Raw genomic sequence first — 17,616 nt, 5'->3', positions numbered from 1 at the left:
CATTCCTCTACGCTTGCAAGCACTTTTAAAAATTAAAAGATTCGGTTGTTTTATTTTTAAACTCAAGTGACTCTAATTAACTGATTTATATGGTTTAAAATTTACCAATCATCTTAAAAGCAGCATAAACCACCATAAGTAATTGTAATTATTTAATTTTATTTAAAATATGTTTTTATTATCAGCAATAAAACTGCTTTATCCTTATTTTTAGTTCTTATTTTGAACAAATCATTTGTCTAGAAAATCTTTCAGGCATTCTCCACATGTTCAAAAGCTAACCACCTAAATAAAAACAACGGTTTTGAGAAGCCCAAAACCGTTGTTTTCAATATTTCAATTAGAATCTTCTGTTAAGAAGCCGTGCCTCTTACAATATTTAAGAAGTAAAGATGACGTTCATACTGATCAATAATGTCTTGGATCAAATCTTCTTGTGTCCAATCCATCACATCATAGTTTTGTCCGCCTTCTCTTAAGAAAACTTCTGCTTGATAATATTGAGCCTCATCCGCATCACCTTGTCCTAACATAAAACTTGGTGGCACTGTTTCATGTGCATATACCGTATAGATAAAGTTAATCTCATGGTGATGGTCAACACGTAGCTGCAAACCTTGTTCAGTATTTTGAATATCCACTTCAAGATGACGGCGCTTGAACTCCCGTTGGATACTTTCAAAAGCCTTTCTGACTTGAGTATCAATATAAACCTTCACTTCCTCTTCAGTGTGAGGATAGTGCATGATTAATCCTAAACGTTGTTGCCAACTTCTTGGATTATTGATCGCTCTAGGCGTAGTGCGGGCCTCATTCAACATTCTGGCTTTAGTTGCATCTAGATTTAAGGCTTTTAATAGCCCCCACCCCATCAACATCATAATTAAGGCAAAAGGCAGCGCACTAACCAACATAGATGCTTGTAGAGTTGCCAAACCACCGACTAATAATAAGCACACTGTCAATGCCGCAATTAAAACTACCCAAAACACACGTTGCCATGCAGGCGTATCTTCAGTGTTAGCAGTTAAATAATTAACAACCAAAGCACCAGAGTCAGCAGAAGTCACAAAGAATAAAAGCACTAGAATTGCAGCCACCATACTCATGAGACCTGAGAATGGTAAATGATTTAAAAACTCAAAAAGTGCTACTGACGAATCCTTCTGCACCATTTCCATTAAAGCAATATTATTTTCTTGCATAATGCTAAATAGTGCAGCATTTCCCCAGAACCCCATCCATACAATCGTGAAGCCTGTTGGAATCAGAATGACACCGAGAATAAATTCTCGTACTGTTCGACCACGAGAAACTCTAGCAATGAACATCCCAACAAATGGAGACCATGCAATCCACCACGACCAGTAGAATACTGTCCAACCACCAATCCAACCTGTTGAATCGTAGGCTTGCAAATTGAACGTCATCACAAAAAGATTAGATAGATATTGCCCTGTATTCTCGACTGTTGTGCGTAATAGATGAATCGTTGGACCTGCCAAGAAAACAAAAACTACTAAAAGTACAGCAAGAATTAGATTCAGTTCTGATAAGCGTTTTACGCCCTTATCAAGACCTGCGAAAACAGAGAGTCCAGCCAAAATACTGACAAAAATAATCAATCCAATTTGAGTGGGAACACTTTGTTCAATACCGAATAAGTAATTTAATCCAGCATTGACTTGCAGAACACCGAAGCCGAGTGAGGTCGCAACACCAAAGATGGTACCTACGGTCGCAAAGGTATCAATTGCATCACCCCATCGACCATAAATACGTTTACCAATAATTGGATATAACGCAGAACGCGTTTTCAAAGGTAAGTTATGACGATAGGCAAAATAAGCAAGTGATAAACCAACCAACGCATATACAGCCCAAGCATGTACGCCCCAGTGGAAGAGCGTAATACGTAAAGCTTCTTTGGCTGCGGCTACGGTTTCAGGGTCACTATTCGGTGGGGTTACATAATGCATGACAGGCTCTGCCACACCAAAGAACATCAGACCGACGCCCATACCCGCTGTAAATAACATCGCGAACCACGAACCATTCCCGTACTCAGGCTGACTATGATCAGGACCTAACTTAATATTTCCGCTGGAAGAACAGGCGATGTAGACGAGAAGCACAAGGAAAATAGCAACACAGAGAATATAGAACCAACTAAAAGAATCTGTAATCCACTGTTTAGCTTGAGAGGTTAATGTTTCAAATAGATGAGGTGCGACAATTGCAAAGACCAAGAACATTGCAATAATCAGTACCGTACTAAAGAATACGTTCCTGTTGACATTCGACAACGAGGATATTGTTTTGGAAGGCATGATTCCCCCATGTTTTTGTAATGATAATCGACAGACTTTAAAGTCAAATAAGGCATTCACAATGTGATTAAAAGCGAGTTCAGAACACGCAAAACTCGATCAATAGTATAAAAAATGTGAAAAATAAAGCAGTTGTAATGCTGTAACAAAAGCTAATCTTTCTCTTTTGTCGACCTATTCAAAACATGCGGAATGTATTGCAAGGCAATTAATCTTGAAACAATAACAGCGAAGTACATTACCCCACCAAACATTTGCAGCATGGTAATTCCGCGAGCCGCAGGACTAATTGGCATGACATCAGAAAGTCCTGTCGCTGACTGCAAACTAAAGCTGAGAAATAATAAATCTAACCATCGCTGTAGTTCTTGTGGCTGATTTGGATTTTGAAAACTATTGGGAATAACAATCTGGCAAATACTATAAAGAAAGGCAAATGCCCATGCGATCAAAGTAAAGACCGCTCCAGCAGCAAACAACTCATCCTTTGTCAGATAACGATCTGCAAACATATAACGAATCAACCCATAAGCCGCATAGAAATAAGCAAGTGCTTCAAAACTATGTGCTGTAATTTGAACAATTTGACTATCAAAACCAATAAAAATAAGAATCGAAAATACAAATGCCCCACTCACAAAAAACAGTCCCCAAAAAGTAAAAACTGGCGACTGGCGAATAACTTTTGCAATAATTAATAAGGCTAAAACACCCAGTGACCAAGTCAACGCTTTATATTGATTATCGCCATACGTCACGGTGCTAAAAATGAGTAAGGCCAATTGAACCATAAGCAGCCAAGCGGATGGTAGCAAACGAAAAGTATTCCAAAATTGTCGTAAAGTTTGCATATTATTGTCCTTTATTTATCACGGCGCATCACATCTGTTTCTGATCTACTCAATGATGCTGCATCTAAAAATGTCACAATCATCGTGGAAAGTTCTTGTTGTAATCGTTGTTCTTCGATCAAAAAAGTATTTTTACTGGCATAGCGCATCATGGTAAATAAAGTACTATTAATGATCACAAAAGATTTATGTTTTAGTGTTTCAAAGTCCCATTGCGGATAATAACGACCAAATAAATACATGCCTATTTCTAAAAAATGTCTTTCTAGAACTTGGGCTGCCTCAGAATCACTATAAGCATGCCAATTCTTTAAGATTTCGATAAAGAAACCATGATCTGACTTTAACGATTCAAAGCCAAACGCAATACTCAATGTGATAATGTCTTGAATAGTTGCATGTTGTTGTAGCATGACCAACTGTTTAAGTGCCTGCCCCAAATCTTCACTTTTTCTTAGTAATAGTTCAGCAACAATTTGCTCTTTATTTTCGAAATACTGGTAAATAGAACCCACACTAACACCTGATTTTTCTGAAATTTTTGGTGTGGTCAGTTGTAATACCCCATATTCAGAAATACATTTTTGTGTTCCCTCTAAAATACTTTCTACAATCATTTTTGCACGCTGTTGTTGCGGTCTTTTTCTCATTTCCAACCTCAAAATAAATGCGAATTGAATGCGAATATTTATTCATATTAAGCTTTGATTAAATAACAAGCAAAGGTGTTATGCAATGCAAAGCATCAACAAACCGACACGTTTAGCCTCATTTGAAAAAATGATTCAATCCAATCTCAAAACCAAAATCTTGCGCTATATGATTGATCAAGATGTGCAGCCCAGCTATGACGAATATTTAGCACTGAATAATGCTTTACAAAGTGGTGATGAACCCATGGATCAAGTCATGCAATGGGTTATGCAGAATCCTCGAGAGCATCGTAAATATTTTGAAATAGCTCTTTATGAAGGTATTGATCAACTTCCACATGAGATCCCAGAACTTGCTCGGTTTTTCAGGATGATTGAAGCAAAACCACACTGGTATGAGCAAAGCAAAATCGATGAGGCCATTAAATTTACTTATCGCTTAGGTGCAAATAATGGTTTTATCCTTCGAGACTTATCACTCATGACGGGCTACATGTACCCAGGTTTTAATCAACCTTTGGTATTGACAGGTGCCTTAAAAAAGCAAGCTGGAACACGTCTCGCCGAAACAACCAAATGGTGGGTTGATATTACTGAACCAGATGGCTTCGAACGTTTTAGTAAAGGTTTTACTTCAACTATTTTTGTTCGCTTTATTCATTCTCTAGTCCGCCATCAACTTAAAAAATCTGAGAAATGGGATGCTGAGACTTGGGGTTTGCCGATCAATCAATATGATCAAGCCATGACCAATATTGCATTTAGTGGAGTCGTGTTACTTGGCATTCGTGCACTAGGTATTTTTCCGACACAACAAGAAGTCGAAAGTTTCCTACACTTTTGGAAATATGCGGGTTGGCTGATGGGCGTTGAAGAAAAATGGCTCGTCGATAAAGAGTCTGAAGGCTGGAAGCTGATTTATTGGATGCAGTTTGCCCATCCTAAATCGGATGAAAGCAGTATTTCATTGGGTTCTAGCTTATCGAAAGAGCCTTTTGAACGTAAATATCGTTATTTAAGAGGCTTTCAGCAGCAATTGGCTTATCGACAGCATTTAGAAATTACCCAGTTTTTTATAGGTCGTAAGAAAATGAAAAACTTAGGCTTGGCACCACAATCAGCGTCATGGTTTGCCTATTATCTGATTTGTCGGAATTTAACTTTATATAGCGGTGCAAAATATCTTCCGAAATTAAATCATTTCCTTGAAGAGAAAGGTCGAAATTTACAGAAAATGGGATTGTCTTTGTATCGAAATCAAGGTCAAAAACTTGCCAGTATGCATCAATAAAACATAAAAAAGCCCTCAGTTCATGAGGGCTTTTTTGAATCGTTGAGCTTAGTGGTCAGATGCACCAGAAGCGCCGATACCTGTCATTGAACGCACGAACTGAGCGTCAAATGCTTTACGTTCTTTTTCTGCACGTGCTGATTTATCAGTTACAGAGAAGAACCAACAGCAGAAGAACGATAATGGCATTGCAAATAATGCTGGACCATTGAATGGGTTAGGTGCAGATTCAGAAATCGCTAGAGTATCTACCCAAACTGCTTTAGAGAGGATAATTAAGATCACTGCACCAAGCAAACCAACCACACCACCAATCACCGCACCACGAGTTGTTAAACCTTTCCAGAACATTGATAACACAAGAACTGGGAAGTTTGCACAACAAGCTACTGAGAATGCTAAACCAACCATGAACGCAACGTTTTGCTTTTCAAACAAGATCCCGAGGATCATTGCAAAAATCGCCAAACCTAAAGTTGCAATTTTAGACATACGTAATTCAGATTCAGGTGTCGTTTTCCCTTTCTTGAATACGTTTGCATAAAGGTCATGTGAAATCGCAGAAGCACCTGAAAGTGTTAAACCAGCAACAACGGCAAGGATCGTCGCGAAAGCAACTGCTGAAATGAAGCCCATGAACAGGTCGCCACCAACAGCATCACTTAAGTGAACCGCAGCCATGTTGTTACCACCCACCAACTCTAACTTACCAGTCATAGCAGCTTTTGCTACATCAAGGAATTGAGGGTTGTTTGCAACAAATAAGATCGCACCAAAACCGATAATGAACGTTAAAAGATAGAAGTAACCAATGAAACCTGTTGCTACAACAACTGATTTACGTGCTTCTTTTGCATCTTTAACTGTAAAGAAACGCATTAAGATATGTGGTAAACCTGCTGTACCGAACATCAATGCAAGACCAAGCGATAATGCATCAATTGGATTGGCTGCCAATTTACCCGGCCCCATAATATGTGCCGCTTCTTCCCAGCTTAAGCTATGTGCTTGACCATATGCACCAATGGCTTGGTTGAACATATTGGTAAAGCTAAAGCCAACTGCTTTCATTACCATGAATGCCATGAAAGTTGCGCCACTGAGTAATAGCACAGCTTTAATAATTTGCACCCAAGTTGTCGCTAACATACCGCCGAACATCACGTAAGCCATCATGAGTAAGCCCACGATTACGACAGCGATGTTATAGTTCAAACCAAACAATAGTTTGATTAGCTGACCTGCACCTACCATTTGAGCAATCAAATAGAATGCAACAACCACTAATGAACTTAATGCAGCAAGTGTACGAACAGGTTTTTCCTCTAAGCGAAAAGACACAACGTCTGAAAGGTTGTATTTACCTAGGTTACGTAAACGCTCTGCGACTAGGAATAGAACGATCGGCCAACCCACCATGAAACCAAGTGAATAGAGCAAGCCATCAAAGCCTGAGCTAAACACCAATGCAGAAATACCGAGGAAAGATGCCGCTGACATATAGTCACCCGCAATCGCCAAACCATTTTGGAAACCACTGATACCACCACCAGCAGTATAGAAATCTTGAGTCGATTGCGTTTGTTTCGCTGCCCATTTAGTAATGAACAATGTGAAACCGACAAAGATCGTAAACATGATAATCGCATGCCAGTTGGTTGCTTGCTGTTCTGCTGCACCTAAATCTGGGCCAGCAAAAGCAAGACTAGAACTGAGTAGGCCTACGAGCGCGAGTAATGTCGCTTTAAATGATGTCCCTTTCATCTCAGTGCATCCCTTTTTCATGTGTGATCGCCTCAACTTCCTTGAGGGCATCTTCATTTAGCTGATCGAGTTTATTGTTAGCGATATATGAATACACACCACACAACACGAAAGACAACACGATAATACCTAAACCAAGAGGCATACCCCATGTTGTCACACCACCGCTAAATGAACTTGCTAAAAACTCTTTGTTATAGCCAACCAAAAGCATGAAGCCGACGTAGATAACCAACATAATTGCTGTTAATGTCCAACTTAATGTACGCTTCTTGCTAACCATCTCTTGAAACTTTGGATTATGTAGAATTCGATCTACCTGTGAATCATCCATAACCAACTCCTTATTTTTGTGTCCAACCATGGACCCCTTTTTCAAATGGGATTTTTCATTATCCAAATTAACAAGAATTAGCTTGACTCGTAACTTAGACTTTGGTCTCTAAATGCAAATCTCTACTCATCTCAATACCTGTGCATCGGGTATGATAAAAAATGGAATTTGATCACGTGGGCAATATGAATAGCTGGCTTATTATTGGGGTTCTTGCCATATATATCGTGGTGCTATTCGGCTGTGCATTTTTTGGAGAAAAACATGCAAGTCGTTTGAGTATGCGCGGTCGAATGCTGCTGTTCAGTTTAACTTTAGGCGTATATTGCTCATCATGGACTTTTTACGGCGCAACAGGCGCAGCAGTTCGTGAAGGTGTGATTTTTCTACCAATTTATCTCGGTCCATTACTTTTTATTTGGTTTGGTTACGATATTTGGAAACGTCTCGGGCGTATTCGGCAATATCATGCAATCTCCTCAATTGCAGATTTTGTCGCTGCCCGCTATGGCAAAAGTGGTAGCCTCGCTGCACTGGTCACAATTTTGGCCGTCATCGCCATTATTCCTTATCTTGCTTTGCAGTTGCGTGCGATTGCGCTCAGTGCATCCGTCATTCTCGAACAAAATGCGCATGTGACGACAACCACAAATAGCGTATTACTGCTCACTGCCCTGCTCGCGATTTTGGCAATGATATTCGGAACACGTCATATTGCCCACACCGAGCAGCATGGTGGCTTAATGCTTGCTGTGGCATTTGAATCCTTTGTTAAGTTATTTGCTTTGCTCTGTGTTGCTGGTTTTTTCTTATTACAATCACCTGAAAATATTAAACAAGTCAGCACCGATGTCAGTCAGCATTTTCATGATTTACAGGAGCTTGGCGTACCTGAAACTTTCTGGATTCAAACGCTTTTAGCCGCATTAGCCATGATTTGTTTACCACGCCAGTTCCATGTAGCCGTGGTGGAATTAAGAGATGAAAAACATATTCGTGGTGCACGTCGCTGGTTTGCGGTTTATTTGATTTTAACCATTATTGCCATTATCCCAATCGCAAGTTGGGCACTGCATTCTTTACCTGAATCCCTTGGTACGCCTGACATTGCAGTACTTGCCTTGCCGCTGAGCTATGAACAAGAATGGTTAGCTTTATTGGCATTTTTAGGTGGTTTTTCAGCATCTACAGGAATGCTATTGGTGGCCTCGGTTGCCTTATCAATCATGCTCAGTAATGACTTGATCATGCCTGCACTTTGGCGATTTAAAATCATTTCACGCCAAGATCAACATTTACCAAGAGTACTAAAACTAACTCGACGCATCAGTATTGTCAGCGTGATGTTGTTAGGATTCTTATTTTTCCATTTCTTCAATGATATCAACCAACTTTCTGTATTTGGTTTATTGGCCTTTAGTGCTGTTGCACAATTTTCACCTGCGTTAATCGGTGGTTTATATTGGCGTGGGGCAAGTCGTCAGGGAGTTTATGCGGGTTTAATCATTGGCTTTTTGATGTGGAGCTATACACTCTTATTCCCAACTGTATTGCGCAGCCTACCTGATCATTACCAAGACTTAGCTCAGCATATTTTGTTATTTGGTCCATTTGATATTAATGGTCTACGCCCTGAAGCCATACTTGGCTTTGAGTCTTTTGCACCACTAACTCATGGAGTTTTATGGTCACTTGGATTAAATATCGCATCCTATATTTGGGTTTCTCGCCTTTATCGCCCAAGTGTGGCAGAGCAGATACAGGCTGAAAGCTTTTTCTATTATGAAAGCAAACCCCTTCCTTTTGCCAAAACCTCTACAGATTTGACCGATTTACATCACAACGCAGCGCGTCTCAAAGTAGGTGATTTATTGGCATTGGCGAAGCGAATTACAGGTGACCGACCAACCACCCAAGCATTCCAACAATTTTGTGAACAAAATCATGTCGTACTCAACGAAAATCATGTGGCGAATGGGATGTGGTGGCGTTTTACCGAACAATATCTAGCGGGGATTATCGGTGCAGCTTCGGCACGTACCTTACTGACCACAGCCTTGATCAATAATGGACTTGCTTTAGGACAAGTCGCCAACATCCTAGACCAAGCATCTCAATGGCAGCGCTTTAATCAAAATTTATTGATGACCATGATTGATCATATGACCCAAGGGGTGAGTGTGGTCGATAAAAATATGTGTTTGGTCGCGTGGAATAATCAATACCTTAAACTTTTTGATTATCCAAAGGATTTGGTTTATGTCGGCTGTCCAATTGCTGATTTGATTCGCTATAACGCGGAACGTGGAGAATGTGGCCCCGGCCCTGTTGAAGAGCATGTGCGTAAACGTATCCATTGGATGAAAGTAGGAAGTGCCCATGAATTCGAACGTATTCGTAAAGATGGCCTAGTGATTCAAATGCGCGGAAATCCCATTGAAGGCGGTGGCTTTGTCACTACATTTGCTGATATTACGGCTTTCCGTGAAAATGAAGCCATTCTCGAAGAAAGAGTGAGTGATCGTACACGCCAGTTAGCCGATGCATTGACTGAACAGCAGCTTGCCTTGGAACAAGCAGACAAAGCCAATCAATCAAAAAGTCGCTTTTTGGCCGCAGCCAGCCACGATCTACTTCAACCTATGCATGCTGCTCGCTTGTTTAGTACGGCATTGGAACAAAGTGTTGAAAGTCCCGAAGATCAACAAACTTTACAGCAATTAGATCGTGCCTTATATGGTGCAGAAAGTATGCTCTCTGCCCTGCTCGATATTGCACGCTTAGAAGGCGGTACGATTCAACCGAAGCGTCAGCCTTATTCACTACATGATCTACTCAGTGATCTGGAACTTCAATTCAAATCCATTGCAGCTCAACGCGATATACAACTTAAAGTCCATGACACTCAATTTTGGGTAGATACCGATCCTCAATGGATGCGACGGATTATTCAAAATTTTGTCAGCAATGCATTACGTTATACCGCGCAAGGACGCGTCGTCGTTGGGGTGCTTCGCTCAGCACAGCTTCCAAATCATATTCGAATCGGTGTCTGGGATACAGGACCGGGAATCAATGAACAGCAACGCGTCAAACTCTTCCAAGAATTTGAACGCTGTGGTCATACATCACCTTGGGGCGAACAAGGGCTTGGTTTGGGTCTTGCCATCGTGCAGCGTATGACCAGTCTGCTTGATTTTCCTGTGCATGTTTATTCTGAACTTGGCAAAGGCTCATGCTTCATGATTGAAGTGCCTCTCGCAGCAACACCTCAAATTGAAACTATTACACCAACTATGACCGCACTGCAACATACGGCATATAAAGTGTTGTGTTTGGATAATGACGAAACGATTTTGGAAGGTATGCGTACGCTACTGAGTAAATGGGGATACCAAATTTTCACGGCAACAGAGCCAGATGAAGCCCTCAAATTGATCCAAGAAAATGATATTCAAGTCTGGCTCATTGACCAGCACTTGAATAATGAACAACGTGGTCTCGATTTTATTGAACAATATCGAACTGCCAATATTCCTGTGGCCTTAATTACAGCTGATTCTGATCCTGAGTTGCCGCAACGTTTAAAGCAGCAGAATATCATTTTACTGAGAAAACCACTAAAACCAGCTGGCTTGCGTGCATGGTTGTCAGGCTTAAAAATCATGCCAATGTCTTAAGTAGCAAATTATTTTGTTACATAGGCAAAATTGTTCAGAAAAAGGCACTTTGTTTGATATAAAATTGACCAAAGTGCTCAAATGACCTTTGCCTATGGCAAAAATTATCACTTACATTAGTGAACGTTTGTACACTTACTTACAATTACACAAGATATTGTTTTTAAATTATTTATTATTATAAAAACCGACATCTACAACTTTAGTCGTATTCTACTTGCATTCTGAATCCCTCATAAATTGATCAAACTGATAGAAACCTAGGCTTTTCCTTTTTGGGTTTCTAACAAGACCGTCATAAAGGACAATGATCATGAATAGCAATTCAGCCATTTCAGAACAGAACGCTCTACAATTTTATCGTCAATACAGTGCTAACGCATTATTACCTGAGTTAGACTGGCAAAAAGTTTTTGGACAAAGTGAACTTAATGATGTTCACCTTCGCGCACTCAATACACTGTATCAAGCAGCTGTTCCACTGGCGTTAAAAGTTTTCCACGAATTAAATTTTGATGTTTTTGCACCTGCGGCTTACCATCCTCAAGGACTGGGCTTATTTGATAAGTTAGCGCAGCAAGAAGAACAATTTCTTCAAGTCTTAGAAAATGAATCAGCACATCTCGACCATGAAACACGCCATCAAATGTGGAGTATGTTGTTACGTGGTGGTGCTGTATTGGTCTTTAAAGCATGGCTAGGGCATGTCAAATCAGGTAACAGCGAATTAGATAAAACTCAATTTGATGAACTTTCTGATCTGTTATTTATTAAAACGCGTCCAGAACAATTGGCTCAACGTTTGAAAGTAAATTCACAAGCTGCACTGACACATATATTCTTGATGCATGAAAATGATGTCTTTCTCGATCATTTTAATAGTTTAGAAACCGCTGCAATGTTCGTGGATTTAGGTGTTTATGATGCCGCGTTCTTGAGCTTAAGAGATGACCGTGTTGCTGAATATCTCAAAGCAAAAGGTTATGTGACTCAAGAACAAATCGATGATTTGCAATGTGCTCTTAATCCCTTGTATTGCGATAGTTTGATGCCAAAACAAGATTGCTTGGCTTAAAAACGCAAATAAAACAAGGTGGAATCATCCACCTTGTTTTTTCATCACTTAGAACTTCATGCTCATACGCATCCAGTAATTACGTCCAATATTATTGAACTGCTCAGTAGCTGCGTAACCAAACATCGACGCACCTGCTTTATTTAAATGCTCGGTGTAAGCTTTGTCCAAAACGTTATCAATCCCTACCGAAACATCTACAGCATCAGTCAGTTTATAAGTTCCATTCACTGCCAATGTATTGAATGCTTTGCTTTCATTCATATCATAGCCAACGACATTACCTTCATTCAAACTCACACGACTTTGCTTAGCAACCGCACGCCATAATAGACCTAAACTATATTTTTCATCGACATAACGAAGATTGAGTCGCCCTTCCAAAGGTGCAATTTGTGGTAAAGCTCGATCATCGGATGTATTTTCACCCCAAGCATACATGGTTGAAACATCAGCTTGGAGACGATCCGTAAATTGATAGCCAACACCGGCTTCTGCGCCTGCAATTGTGGCATCAACATTACGAGCCAATGGCTGTCTCTTACTTGGCGTATATTCCATTAAGATGAAGTCTTTAATCAAACCAGCATAAGCTGATGCCCATGCATTCCAAGCACCATGTTCAGCTTGGAAGCCAAGGTCAAGTTGTGCCGTACGTTCAGTCTTGAGATTGTCTAAATTATCCAGCATACGATAAGTTGTCACACCCATCATATCTGTTGTGCCAACACCTCGATCTGTTGACGTGCTATACAATTCCCAAAAATCAGGTGTACGTTCCACATAACCCAAACCTGCGTAAGTTTTTAATCCATACTCAGGTAGATTCTTCTCAATACGGATAAAACCGCTTGGCAAAGTATCTTTACGGTCTTTACCATTTTCCAGATTATCAATCTTGACCTGATCAACACGTGCGCCAGCAACTAATTTTTGATCTGGATCAAAGGCATATGTCCATTCACTAAAAGCCCCATAAGATTGGAATTTTAAGTCTTCAGCATACGGCGAGTTCATGGATGGCATGGCATACATCACCATGTCACCGCCATGTTTATTCTGCTGTGTATCCACACCAGAAACGACGCTAAATTTATCCCAATCAGTTGTTACTGCAAGACGTGTATTTAAAGTACGGCGATCAACGCGCATCGACATCTTATTCGGTACAGTCATCTCCATACCGTGCATCTTCATCGTCGTCATCGGCGGCGTGCGTAAACTATAATTATCCATCACATGATCGTTATAACTGTAGTCCACTTGGGCTTCAATTTTCTTAATCACCTCTGTGATATTTTTCTGTTCAGCGTGTAATCCTAAACTTTCACGCTTAAACTGCGAGCCATCCATAGTGCGCCCTGCATAAGCAGCTTCACCATCACCCTTGCCTGCACGTAGTTCCAACCACGAATCCTCAGTTGGTTTCCAACCCAAGGCAAGATCAGCATTCCAACGCTCCCAATTTGAGTGAATGCTTTGATCATCCCCATCTTTATAGTCATCTGCGACAGAACGATTCACATTTAAACGTGCATATTTAGTTTCATCGCCAATTGCAGCTTCTACATTATGATCTAATCGACCATACGAACCGATTAAAACACTGGCTTGCCCACGATAAGGCTGATCTTTACTCAGGTTTTCAGGCTGACGCTCAAATATTACCGTTGCAGCAGAGCCAGGCGTTGCATATTGCACCGTTTGTGGCCCTTTAATCACAGTAATTTTATCGAAACTTTCTGGCTGAATATAAGAAGTCGGCGCATCCATACGATTCGGACATGCACCCAGATTTTCACTACCATCAACAAGCATCTTAATCCGTGAACCAAACATGCCGCGGAAAGTCACATCACCATTGGTTCCACCATTCTTAATGGCATTAAAACCCATGATACTTTGTAAATAATCCGCCCCATCCGTTGCGGGAATGGGTTGAATCGGTTGTTTAGGATCAGCATGGATAATCAATCCATTTGCATCATTCGGCTGTACCGCTGTAACAACAATTGGCGCTAAAACAACAGGGGCTGGTTGTTCTGACTGTACATCGGTATTTGCCCATAAAACTGTTGTATTTGAGGCAGCAAGAATCGCAACCGTCAGTGGTTGTAATAAAAATTTAGGTTGAGCCATGATCGGTCTCTCTTAAAACATAAGTAAAACTAAGCTAGAGTTTTGAAAACCCTAATGAAATTGACGTTTTAATTTATGCAAAGAGTGGCGGAGCTCGCCCTTGAGGTAATAAGAATAGTCGTTGCAGTAAGAAGAAAACGTGGCGAAACGCTTGCTGATACGCAACTAAACGAACTTGGATCCGAACCAGAACTTCTTTTACACCCAACTCAGGCGGCAATATCAGATTGGCATAGACTGTACAATACTGGCACTGATGGCTTGGATCATGATGATCATGCGCCGATGTAGATGCGGAGACTTGTTCAAATTGATGTGAATGATGATGAGCATGGTGCTGTGATTGACTCTGCTCAGCTTGTACTTTGGGTAACAATAAAGCTTTGGTAATCGTTTCACAGACTGGTGCAATTTGATACTGCTTCGGAAGTAGCGGCTGCAAAAATACCGCAATCTGTAAACAGACCGCGGTAAATGCAAGCAACAAACCACAACGAAACAAAGAAAACATCTCAATTAAAGACCGTACAACTTAACGTTTAACTGTAACTTTCTCTTTTTCACGTTGGCGAACCACTTTTTCGACTTTTTCACGTGCACGTTGACGTTTTAACGGCGATAAATAATCAACAAAAAGTTTGCCATTTAAGTGATCCATTTCATGTTGGATACAAACAGCGAGAAGTTCGTCAGCTTCTAACTCAAATGCTTGACCTTCAAGGTTAATTGCCTCGATTTTTACGCGTGACGGACGCTCAACTTTGTCGTATATTTGAGGCACAGAGAGACAGCCTTCTTCATAAGGCTGCGTTTCTTGAGTCAGTGGAGTGACTTTGGGGTTGATGAACACCATCGGTTGATTTTTCTCTTCAGAAAGGTCCATGACAATAAGCTGAATATGATGATCAACCTGAGTTGCCGCTAAACCTATACCCGGTGCCTCGTACATGGTTTCTAACATATCTGCTGCAAGCTGACGAATATCATCAGTGACTTCTTCGACTGGCTTAGCAATGGTACGAAGACGGGAATCAGGAAAACTTAAAATAGGTAATAAGGCCATACTGTTCCTCATTTATGCCATTGATCAGAAAACCAACTGAAGGGAATGCTTGATCAAAAAATTGTGTGTAAAGTCGTTATTATAGCGCAACTACACACATAATTTTTAGGAATTATGATAATGAAAAAGGTTTTAAACGGCATACAATCATTTCATGCCTTGGGGTTAAAAAAACAACTGATTGCGGTTGCGATTTGTGCGGGATTAGGTATGAGCGTAAATCTGGCTCATGCAGCAAGTCCAAATGTCAGCCCTCCTTCTGTTAAAGCGGGTGCACCAAACGTTTATGTGGTGAAAAAAGGCGATACGCTTTGGGATATTTCTGGAAAATTCTTAAGCAAGCCATGGCGTTGGCCTGAAATCTGGGCAAGCAACAAACATGTGAAAAATCCTCACTGGATTTATCCAGGTGACAAACTGCTTCTTTGTAGCCTTAACGGTAAACCTTTAATTGGTAAAGATGAAGGCGATGGCTGTGATGGTATCATCCGTCGTTATTCTGGGAATACATCTAACTTACGCCCACAGGTACGTATTGAAGCGTTAAATAATAGTGTTCCTGTTATTCCACTGGCGCATATTCAACAATGGTTAGAACGGACATCGGTACTTCCTGCTGAGGCAATTGCAAATACGCCTTATATTCTGGGTACAGCAGATAACCGTGTCTTGGCTGGTAAAGGTCAAAGCGTCTATGTTCGTGGTCAAGGTCTCGAAAATGGTCAGCGTTATGGCGTATTCCGTGAAGGTCAACCTTATATCGTGTTAGACCAAAATGGTAAAAAGCAAAACTTAGGTGTTGAACTCACACAAGTGGCATCTGGCGTTGCAATTACCAGTGAAAATGACATTACTACAGTTGAACTCACAGATAGTTATAACGGCGAAGTTCGTCGTGGTGACCGCGTGATGCTTGAACAAGACGCGATGTTACCCACATTATTCTACCCGACTGATGCAAACCAAGTCCGTGACGGCGGTAAAGTTATCCGTGTGATGGGATCAATCGGTACTGCTGCGAAAAATGGTGTTGTTACGGTAGATCGTGGTACAGCTGATGGTGTTGAAATCGGTCAAGTGTTCAGCACATACCAAGAGGGTGAAACGGTACGTGATCCAAAAACCAAAGAGAAAGTAAAATTACCGGGTCAATATGTGGGTAGTGTTATGATCTTTAAGAGTTTTGATCGTATTAGCTATGCCTACGTATTGGAAAGTGAACTCCCAATCAAAGTGGGTTCAGACATCAAACCACCTCGTCTTGATGACTAAGTTCTAAACGATGTTGAGTCAACTATCACCCCATCACTACCAAACCGTGTTGGTGTGGTATTTGGTTCAACATTCTCTCTCAAGTTTCCAAAAAATTATCCAACATTTTGGAAGCTGTGAACAAGCAACACAATCACATCGTTTCCCAGAATGGAAACAACTTGGTTTACATGCTAATCATTTAAAACGTTTGGACGAGTTTCTCAGCCCTGAGGGCCAACATAAATTCGAACAGATTGTACAGCTGATTCAGAAACACACAGACTTCATTCTCACGCCAAAAGATATTGACTACCCGACCCAACTCCTACCCTATTCAGATCATCCACCGATTCTATTCGGTCAGGGACAAGCACAAGCTTTATTACAACCGCAAATTGCGATGGTTGGGAGTCGGAAACCGAGTCCACATGGTCGCCAAGTTGCGTATGATTTTGCTTATTATTTAAGTGAAAAAGGTTTTTATATTAGCAGTGGTTTAGCTCATGGAATTGATGAAGCAGCACATCGTGGTGGCTTAAGCCATCATCGGACCATTGCAGTTGTGGGAACAGGCTTAGATACGGTTTATCCTTCTCAAAATAAGACGCTTGCACAACAGATTGTTCAATCAGGTGCTATCGTGACTGAGTTTCTTCCAACCACAATGCCTTTACAGCAACATTTTCCGCGAAGAAATCGGATTGTGAGTGGTCTGAGTCTCGGTGTTGTTGTGATTGAGGCCGCACTACAAAGTGGGTCACTTATTACTGCGAATAAAGCGGCTGAACAAGGCAAGCTAGTGTTTGCAATACCAGGGCATATCTACAGTGAATTCCACCAAGGTTGCCATCAACTGATTCGCGAAGGTGCTATTCTCATTGATCATCCTGAACAAATTATTGAAGATTTGGCACTTCCAACCCAGTGGCAAACACAGCAACAACCAAGCAAAGAAAAAGAAATAGTCGAAACGCCAACACATATTCCAACGAATTTACTCCCTCTGTATCAGCAGCTTGATTGGGTAGGACAAGATTTAGATCAACTCGCACAAAGCTCCCCGACTTCTGCCGCAGAACTTACTGCCCAGTTAATGGAACTTGAGTTATTAGGATTATGTATGCAACAAGGTGGTCGCTATTTACGTTGTCGACCAATGCTTTAAAATAGTGAGTTCATATC

The 17,616-nt window shown here is 40.8% G+C and carries 13 protein-coding genes; 5 read left to right on the top strand and 8 right to left on the bottom strand.

The genetic code is table 11. The features are described from left to right. Positions 1-353: 353 nt before the first annotated feature. The 3 genes from ACT4_RS00740 to ACT4_RS00730 form a co-directional block, all read right to left on the bottom strand. Entirely contained in the window at positions 354-2,330 is a 1,977-nt protein-coding gene (locus ACT4_RS00740; RefSeq protein WP_029424896.1) for a choline BCCT transporter BetT, read from the bottom strand. A gap of 152 nt (positions 2,331-2,482) precedes the next feature. Beyond that, the gene (locus tag ACT4_RS00735) at positions 2,483-3,181 is read right to left on the bottom strand and encodes an ion channel (RefSeq protein WP_007478639.1); all 699 of its coding nucleotides are present in this window, start codon (positions 3,179-3,181) and stop codon (positions 2,483-2,485) included. 11 nt (positions 3,182-3,192) lie between these two features. Next, complete coding sequence (locus ACT4_RS00730; RefSeq protein ID WP_007478636.1) at positions 3,193-3,831, bottom strand: TetR/AcrR family transcriptional regulator; 639 nt, start codon at positions 3,829-3,831, stop codon at positions 3,193-3,195. A gap of 85 nt (positions 3,832-3,916) precedes the next feature. Here ACT4_RS00730 and ACT4_RS00725 point away from each other — a divergent pair, with 85 nt between their 5' ends. Beyond that, positions 3,917-5,125, top strand: a complete 1,209-nt coding sequence (locus ACT4_RS00725) for an oxygenase MpaB family protein (RefSeq protein WP_007478634.1) — start codon at positions 3,917-3,919, stop codon at positions 5,123-5,125. A 48-nt stretch (positions 5,126-5,173) separates the two neighbouring features. On the opposite strand, the gene ACT4_RS00720 is transcribed toward ACT4_RS00725, so the two are convergent. Next, positions 5,174-6,889, bottom strand: coding sequence for a cation acetate symporter (locus tag ACT4_RS00720; RefSeq protein ID WP_007478632.1), 1,716 nt, complete (start codon positions 6,887-6,889; stop codon positions 5,174-5,176). Position 6,890: 1 nt separating this feature from the next. Continuing rightward, complete coding sequence (locus ACT4_RS00715; protein WP_004881955.1) at positions 6,891-7,223, bottom strand: DUF485 domain-containing protein; 333 nt, start codon at positions 7,221-7,223, stop codon at positions 6,891-6,893. A gap of 185 nt (positions 7,224-7,408) precedes the next feature. On the opposite strand from ACT4_RS00715, the gene ACT4_RS00710 reads away from it, so the two are divergent. Together ACT4_RS00710 and ACT4_RS00705 are read left to right on the top strand one after the other, a co-directional pair. Beyond that, positions 7,409-10,903, top strand: a complete 3,495-nt coding sequence (locus ACT4_RS00710; protein ID WP_171054745.1) for a PAS domain-containing hybrid sensor histidine kinase/response regulator — start codon at positions 7,409-7,411, stop codon at positions 10,901-10,903. A 313-nt stretch (positions 10,904-11,216) separates the two neighbouring features. Continuing rightward, complete coding sequence (locus ACT4_RS00705) at positions 11,217-11,978, top strand: hypothetical protein (RefSeq protein ID WP_007478628.1); 762 nt, start codon at positions 11,217-11,219, stop codon at positions 11,976-11,978. A 48-nt stretch (positions 11,979-12,026) separates the two neighbouring features. Here the strand turns inward: ACT4_RS00705 and ACT4_RS00700 are convergent, their stop codons facing one another. The 3 genes from ACT4_RS00700 to def all read right to left on the bottom strand — a co-directional run bounded on the left by ACT4_RS00700 (position 12,027) and on the right by def (position 15,180). Beyond that, complete coding sequence (locus tag ACT4_RS00700) at positions 12,027-14,117, bottom strand: TonB-dependent copper receptor (RefSeq protein ID WP_007478626.1); 2,091 nt, start codon at positions 14,115-14,117, stop codon at positions 12,027-12,029. Positions 14,118-14,190: 73 nt separating this feature from the next. Next, entirely contained in the window at positions 14,191-14,628 is a 438-nt protein-coding gene (locus tag ACT4_RS00695; RefSeq protein ID WP_007478624.1) for a DUF2946 family protein, read from the bottom strand. Positions 14,629-14,649: 21 nt separating this feature from the next. Next, positions 14,650-15,180 (bottom strand): peptide deformylase, encoded by a 531-nt coding sequence (def, locus tag ACT4_RS00690; protein WP_004881964.1) that lies wholly within the window; start codon positions 15,178-15,180, stop codon positions 14,650-14,652. A gap of 120 nt (positions 15,181-15,300) precedes the next feature. Here def and ACT4_RS00685 point away from each other — a divergent pair, with 120 nt between their 5' ends. Both ACT4_RS00685 and dprA read left to right on the top strand, forming a co-directional pair. After that, positions 15,301-16,452 (top strand): LysM peptidoglycan-binding domain-containing protein, encoded by a 1,152-nt coding sequence (locus ACT4_RS00685; RefSeq protein WP_004881966.1) that lies wholly within the window; start codon positions 15,301-15,303, stop codon positions 16,450-16,452. 10 nt (positions 16,453-16,462) lie between these two features. Continuing rightward, positions 16,463-17,599 (top strand): DNA-processing protein DprA, encoded by a 1,137-nt coding sequence (gene dprA / locus ACT4_RS00680; protein WP_034604352.1) that lies wholly within the window; start codon positions 16,463-16,465, stop codon positions 17,597-17,599. Positions 17,600-17,616 lie beyond the last annotated feature (17 nt).

The sequence above is a fragment of the Acinetobacter sp. NBRC 100985 genome (genome assembly GCF_000241225.1).
Taxonomy (GTDB): Bacteria; Pseudomonadota; Gammaproteobacteria; order Pseudomonadales; family Moraxellaceae; genus Acinetobacter; species Acinetobacter venetianus.
This window is presented reverse-complemented; position numbering and strand designations above follow the sequence as displayed.

Excerpts from the sequence above, each read along its gene's own strand:
- ACT4_RS00740 (WP_029424896.1), bottom strand. The coding sequence starts at position 2,330 with ATGCCTTCCAAAACAATATCCTCGTTGTCGAATGTCAACAGGAACGTA.
- ACT4_RS00735 (WP_007478639.1), bottom strand. The coding sequence starts at position 3,181 with ATGCAAACTTTACGACAATTTTGGAATACTTTTCGTTTGCTACCATCC.
- ACT4_RS00730 (WP_007478636.1), bottom strand. The coding sequence starts at position 3,831 with ATGAGAAAAAGACCGCAACAACAGCGTGCAAAAATGATTGTAGAAAGT.
- ACT4_RS00725 (WP_007478634.1), top strand. The coding sequence starts at position 3,917 with ATGCAAAGCATCAACAAACCGACACGTTTAGCCTCATTTGAAAAAATG.
- ACT4_RS00720 (WP_007478632.1), bottom strand. The coding sequence starts at position 6,889 with ATGAAAGGGACATCATTTAAAGCGACATTACTCGCGCTCGTAGGCCTA.
- ACT4_RS00715 (WP_004881955.1), bottom strand. The coding sequence starts at position 7,223 with ATGGATGATTCACAGGTAGATCGAATTCTACATAATCCAAAGTTTCAA.
- ACT4_RS00710 (WP_171054745.1), top strand. The coding sequence starts at position 7,409 with ATGAATAGCTGGCTTATTATTGGGGTTCTTGCCATATATATCGTGGTG.
- ACT4_RS00705 (WP_007478628.1), top strand. The coding sequence starts at position 11,217 with ATGAATAGCAATTCAGCCATTTCAGAACAGAACGCTCTACAATTTTAT.
- ACT4_RS00700 (WP_007478626.1), bottom strand. The coding sequence starts at position 14,117 with ATGGCTCAACCTAAATTTTTATTACAACCACTGACGGTTGCGATTCTT.
- ACT4_RS00695 (WP_007478624.1), bottom strand. The coding sequence starts at position 14,628 with ATGTTTTCTTTGTTTCGTTGTGGTTTGTTGCTTGCATTTACCGCGGTC.
- def (WP_004881964.1), bottom strand. The coding sequence starts at position 15,180 with ATGGCCTTATTACCTATTTTAAGTTTTCCTGATTCCCGTCTTCGTACC.
- ACT4_RS00685 (WP_004881966.1), top strand. The coding sequence starts at position 15,301 with ATGAAAAAGGTTTTAAACGGCATACAATCATTTCATGCCTTGGGGTTA.
- dprA (WP_034604352.1), top strand. The coding sequence starts at position 16,463 with ATGTTGAGTCAACTATCACCCCATCACTACCAAACCGTGTTGGTGTGG.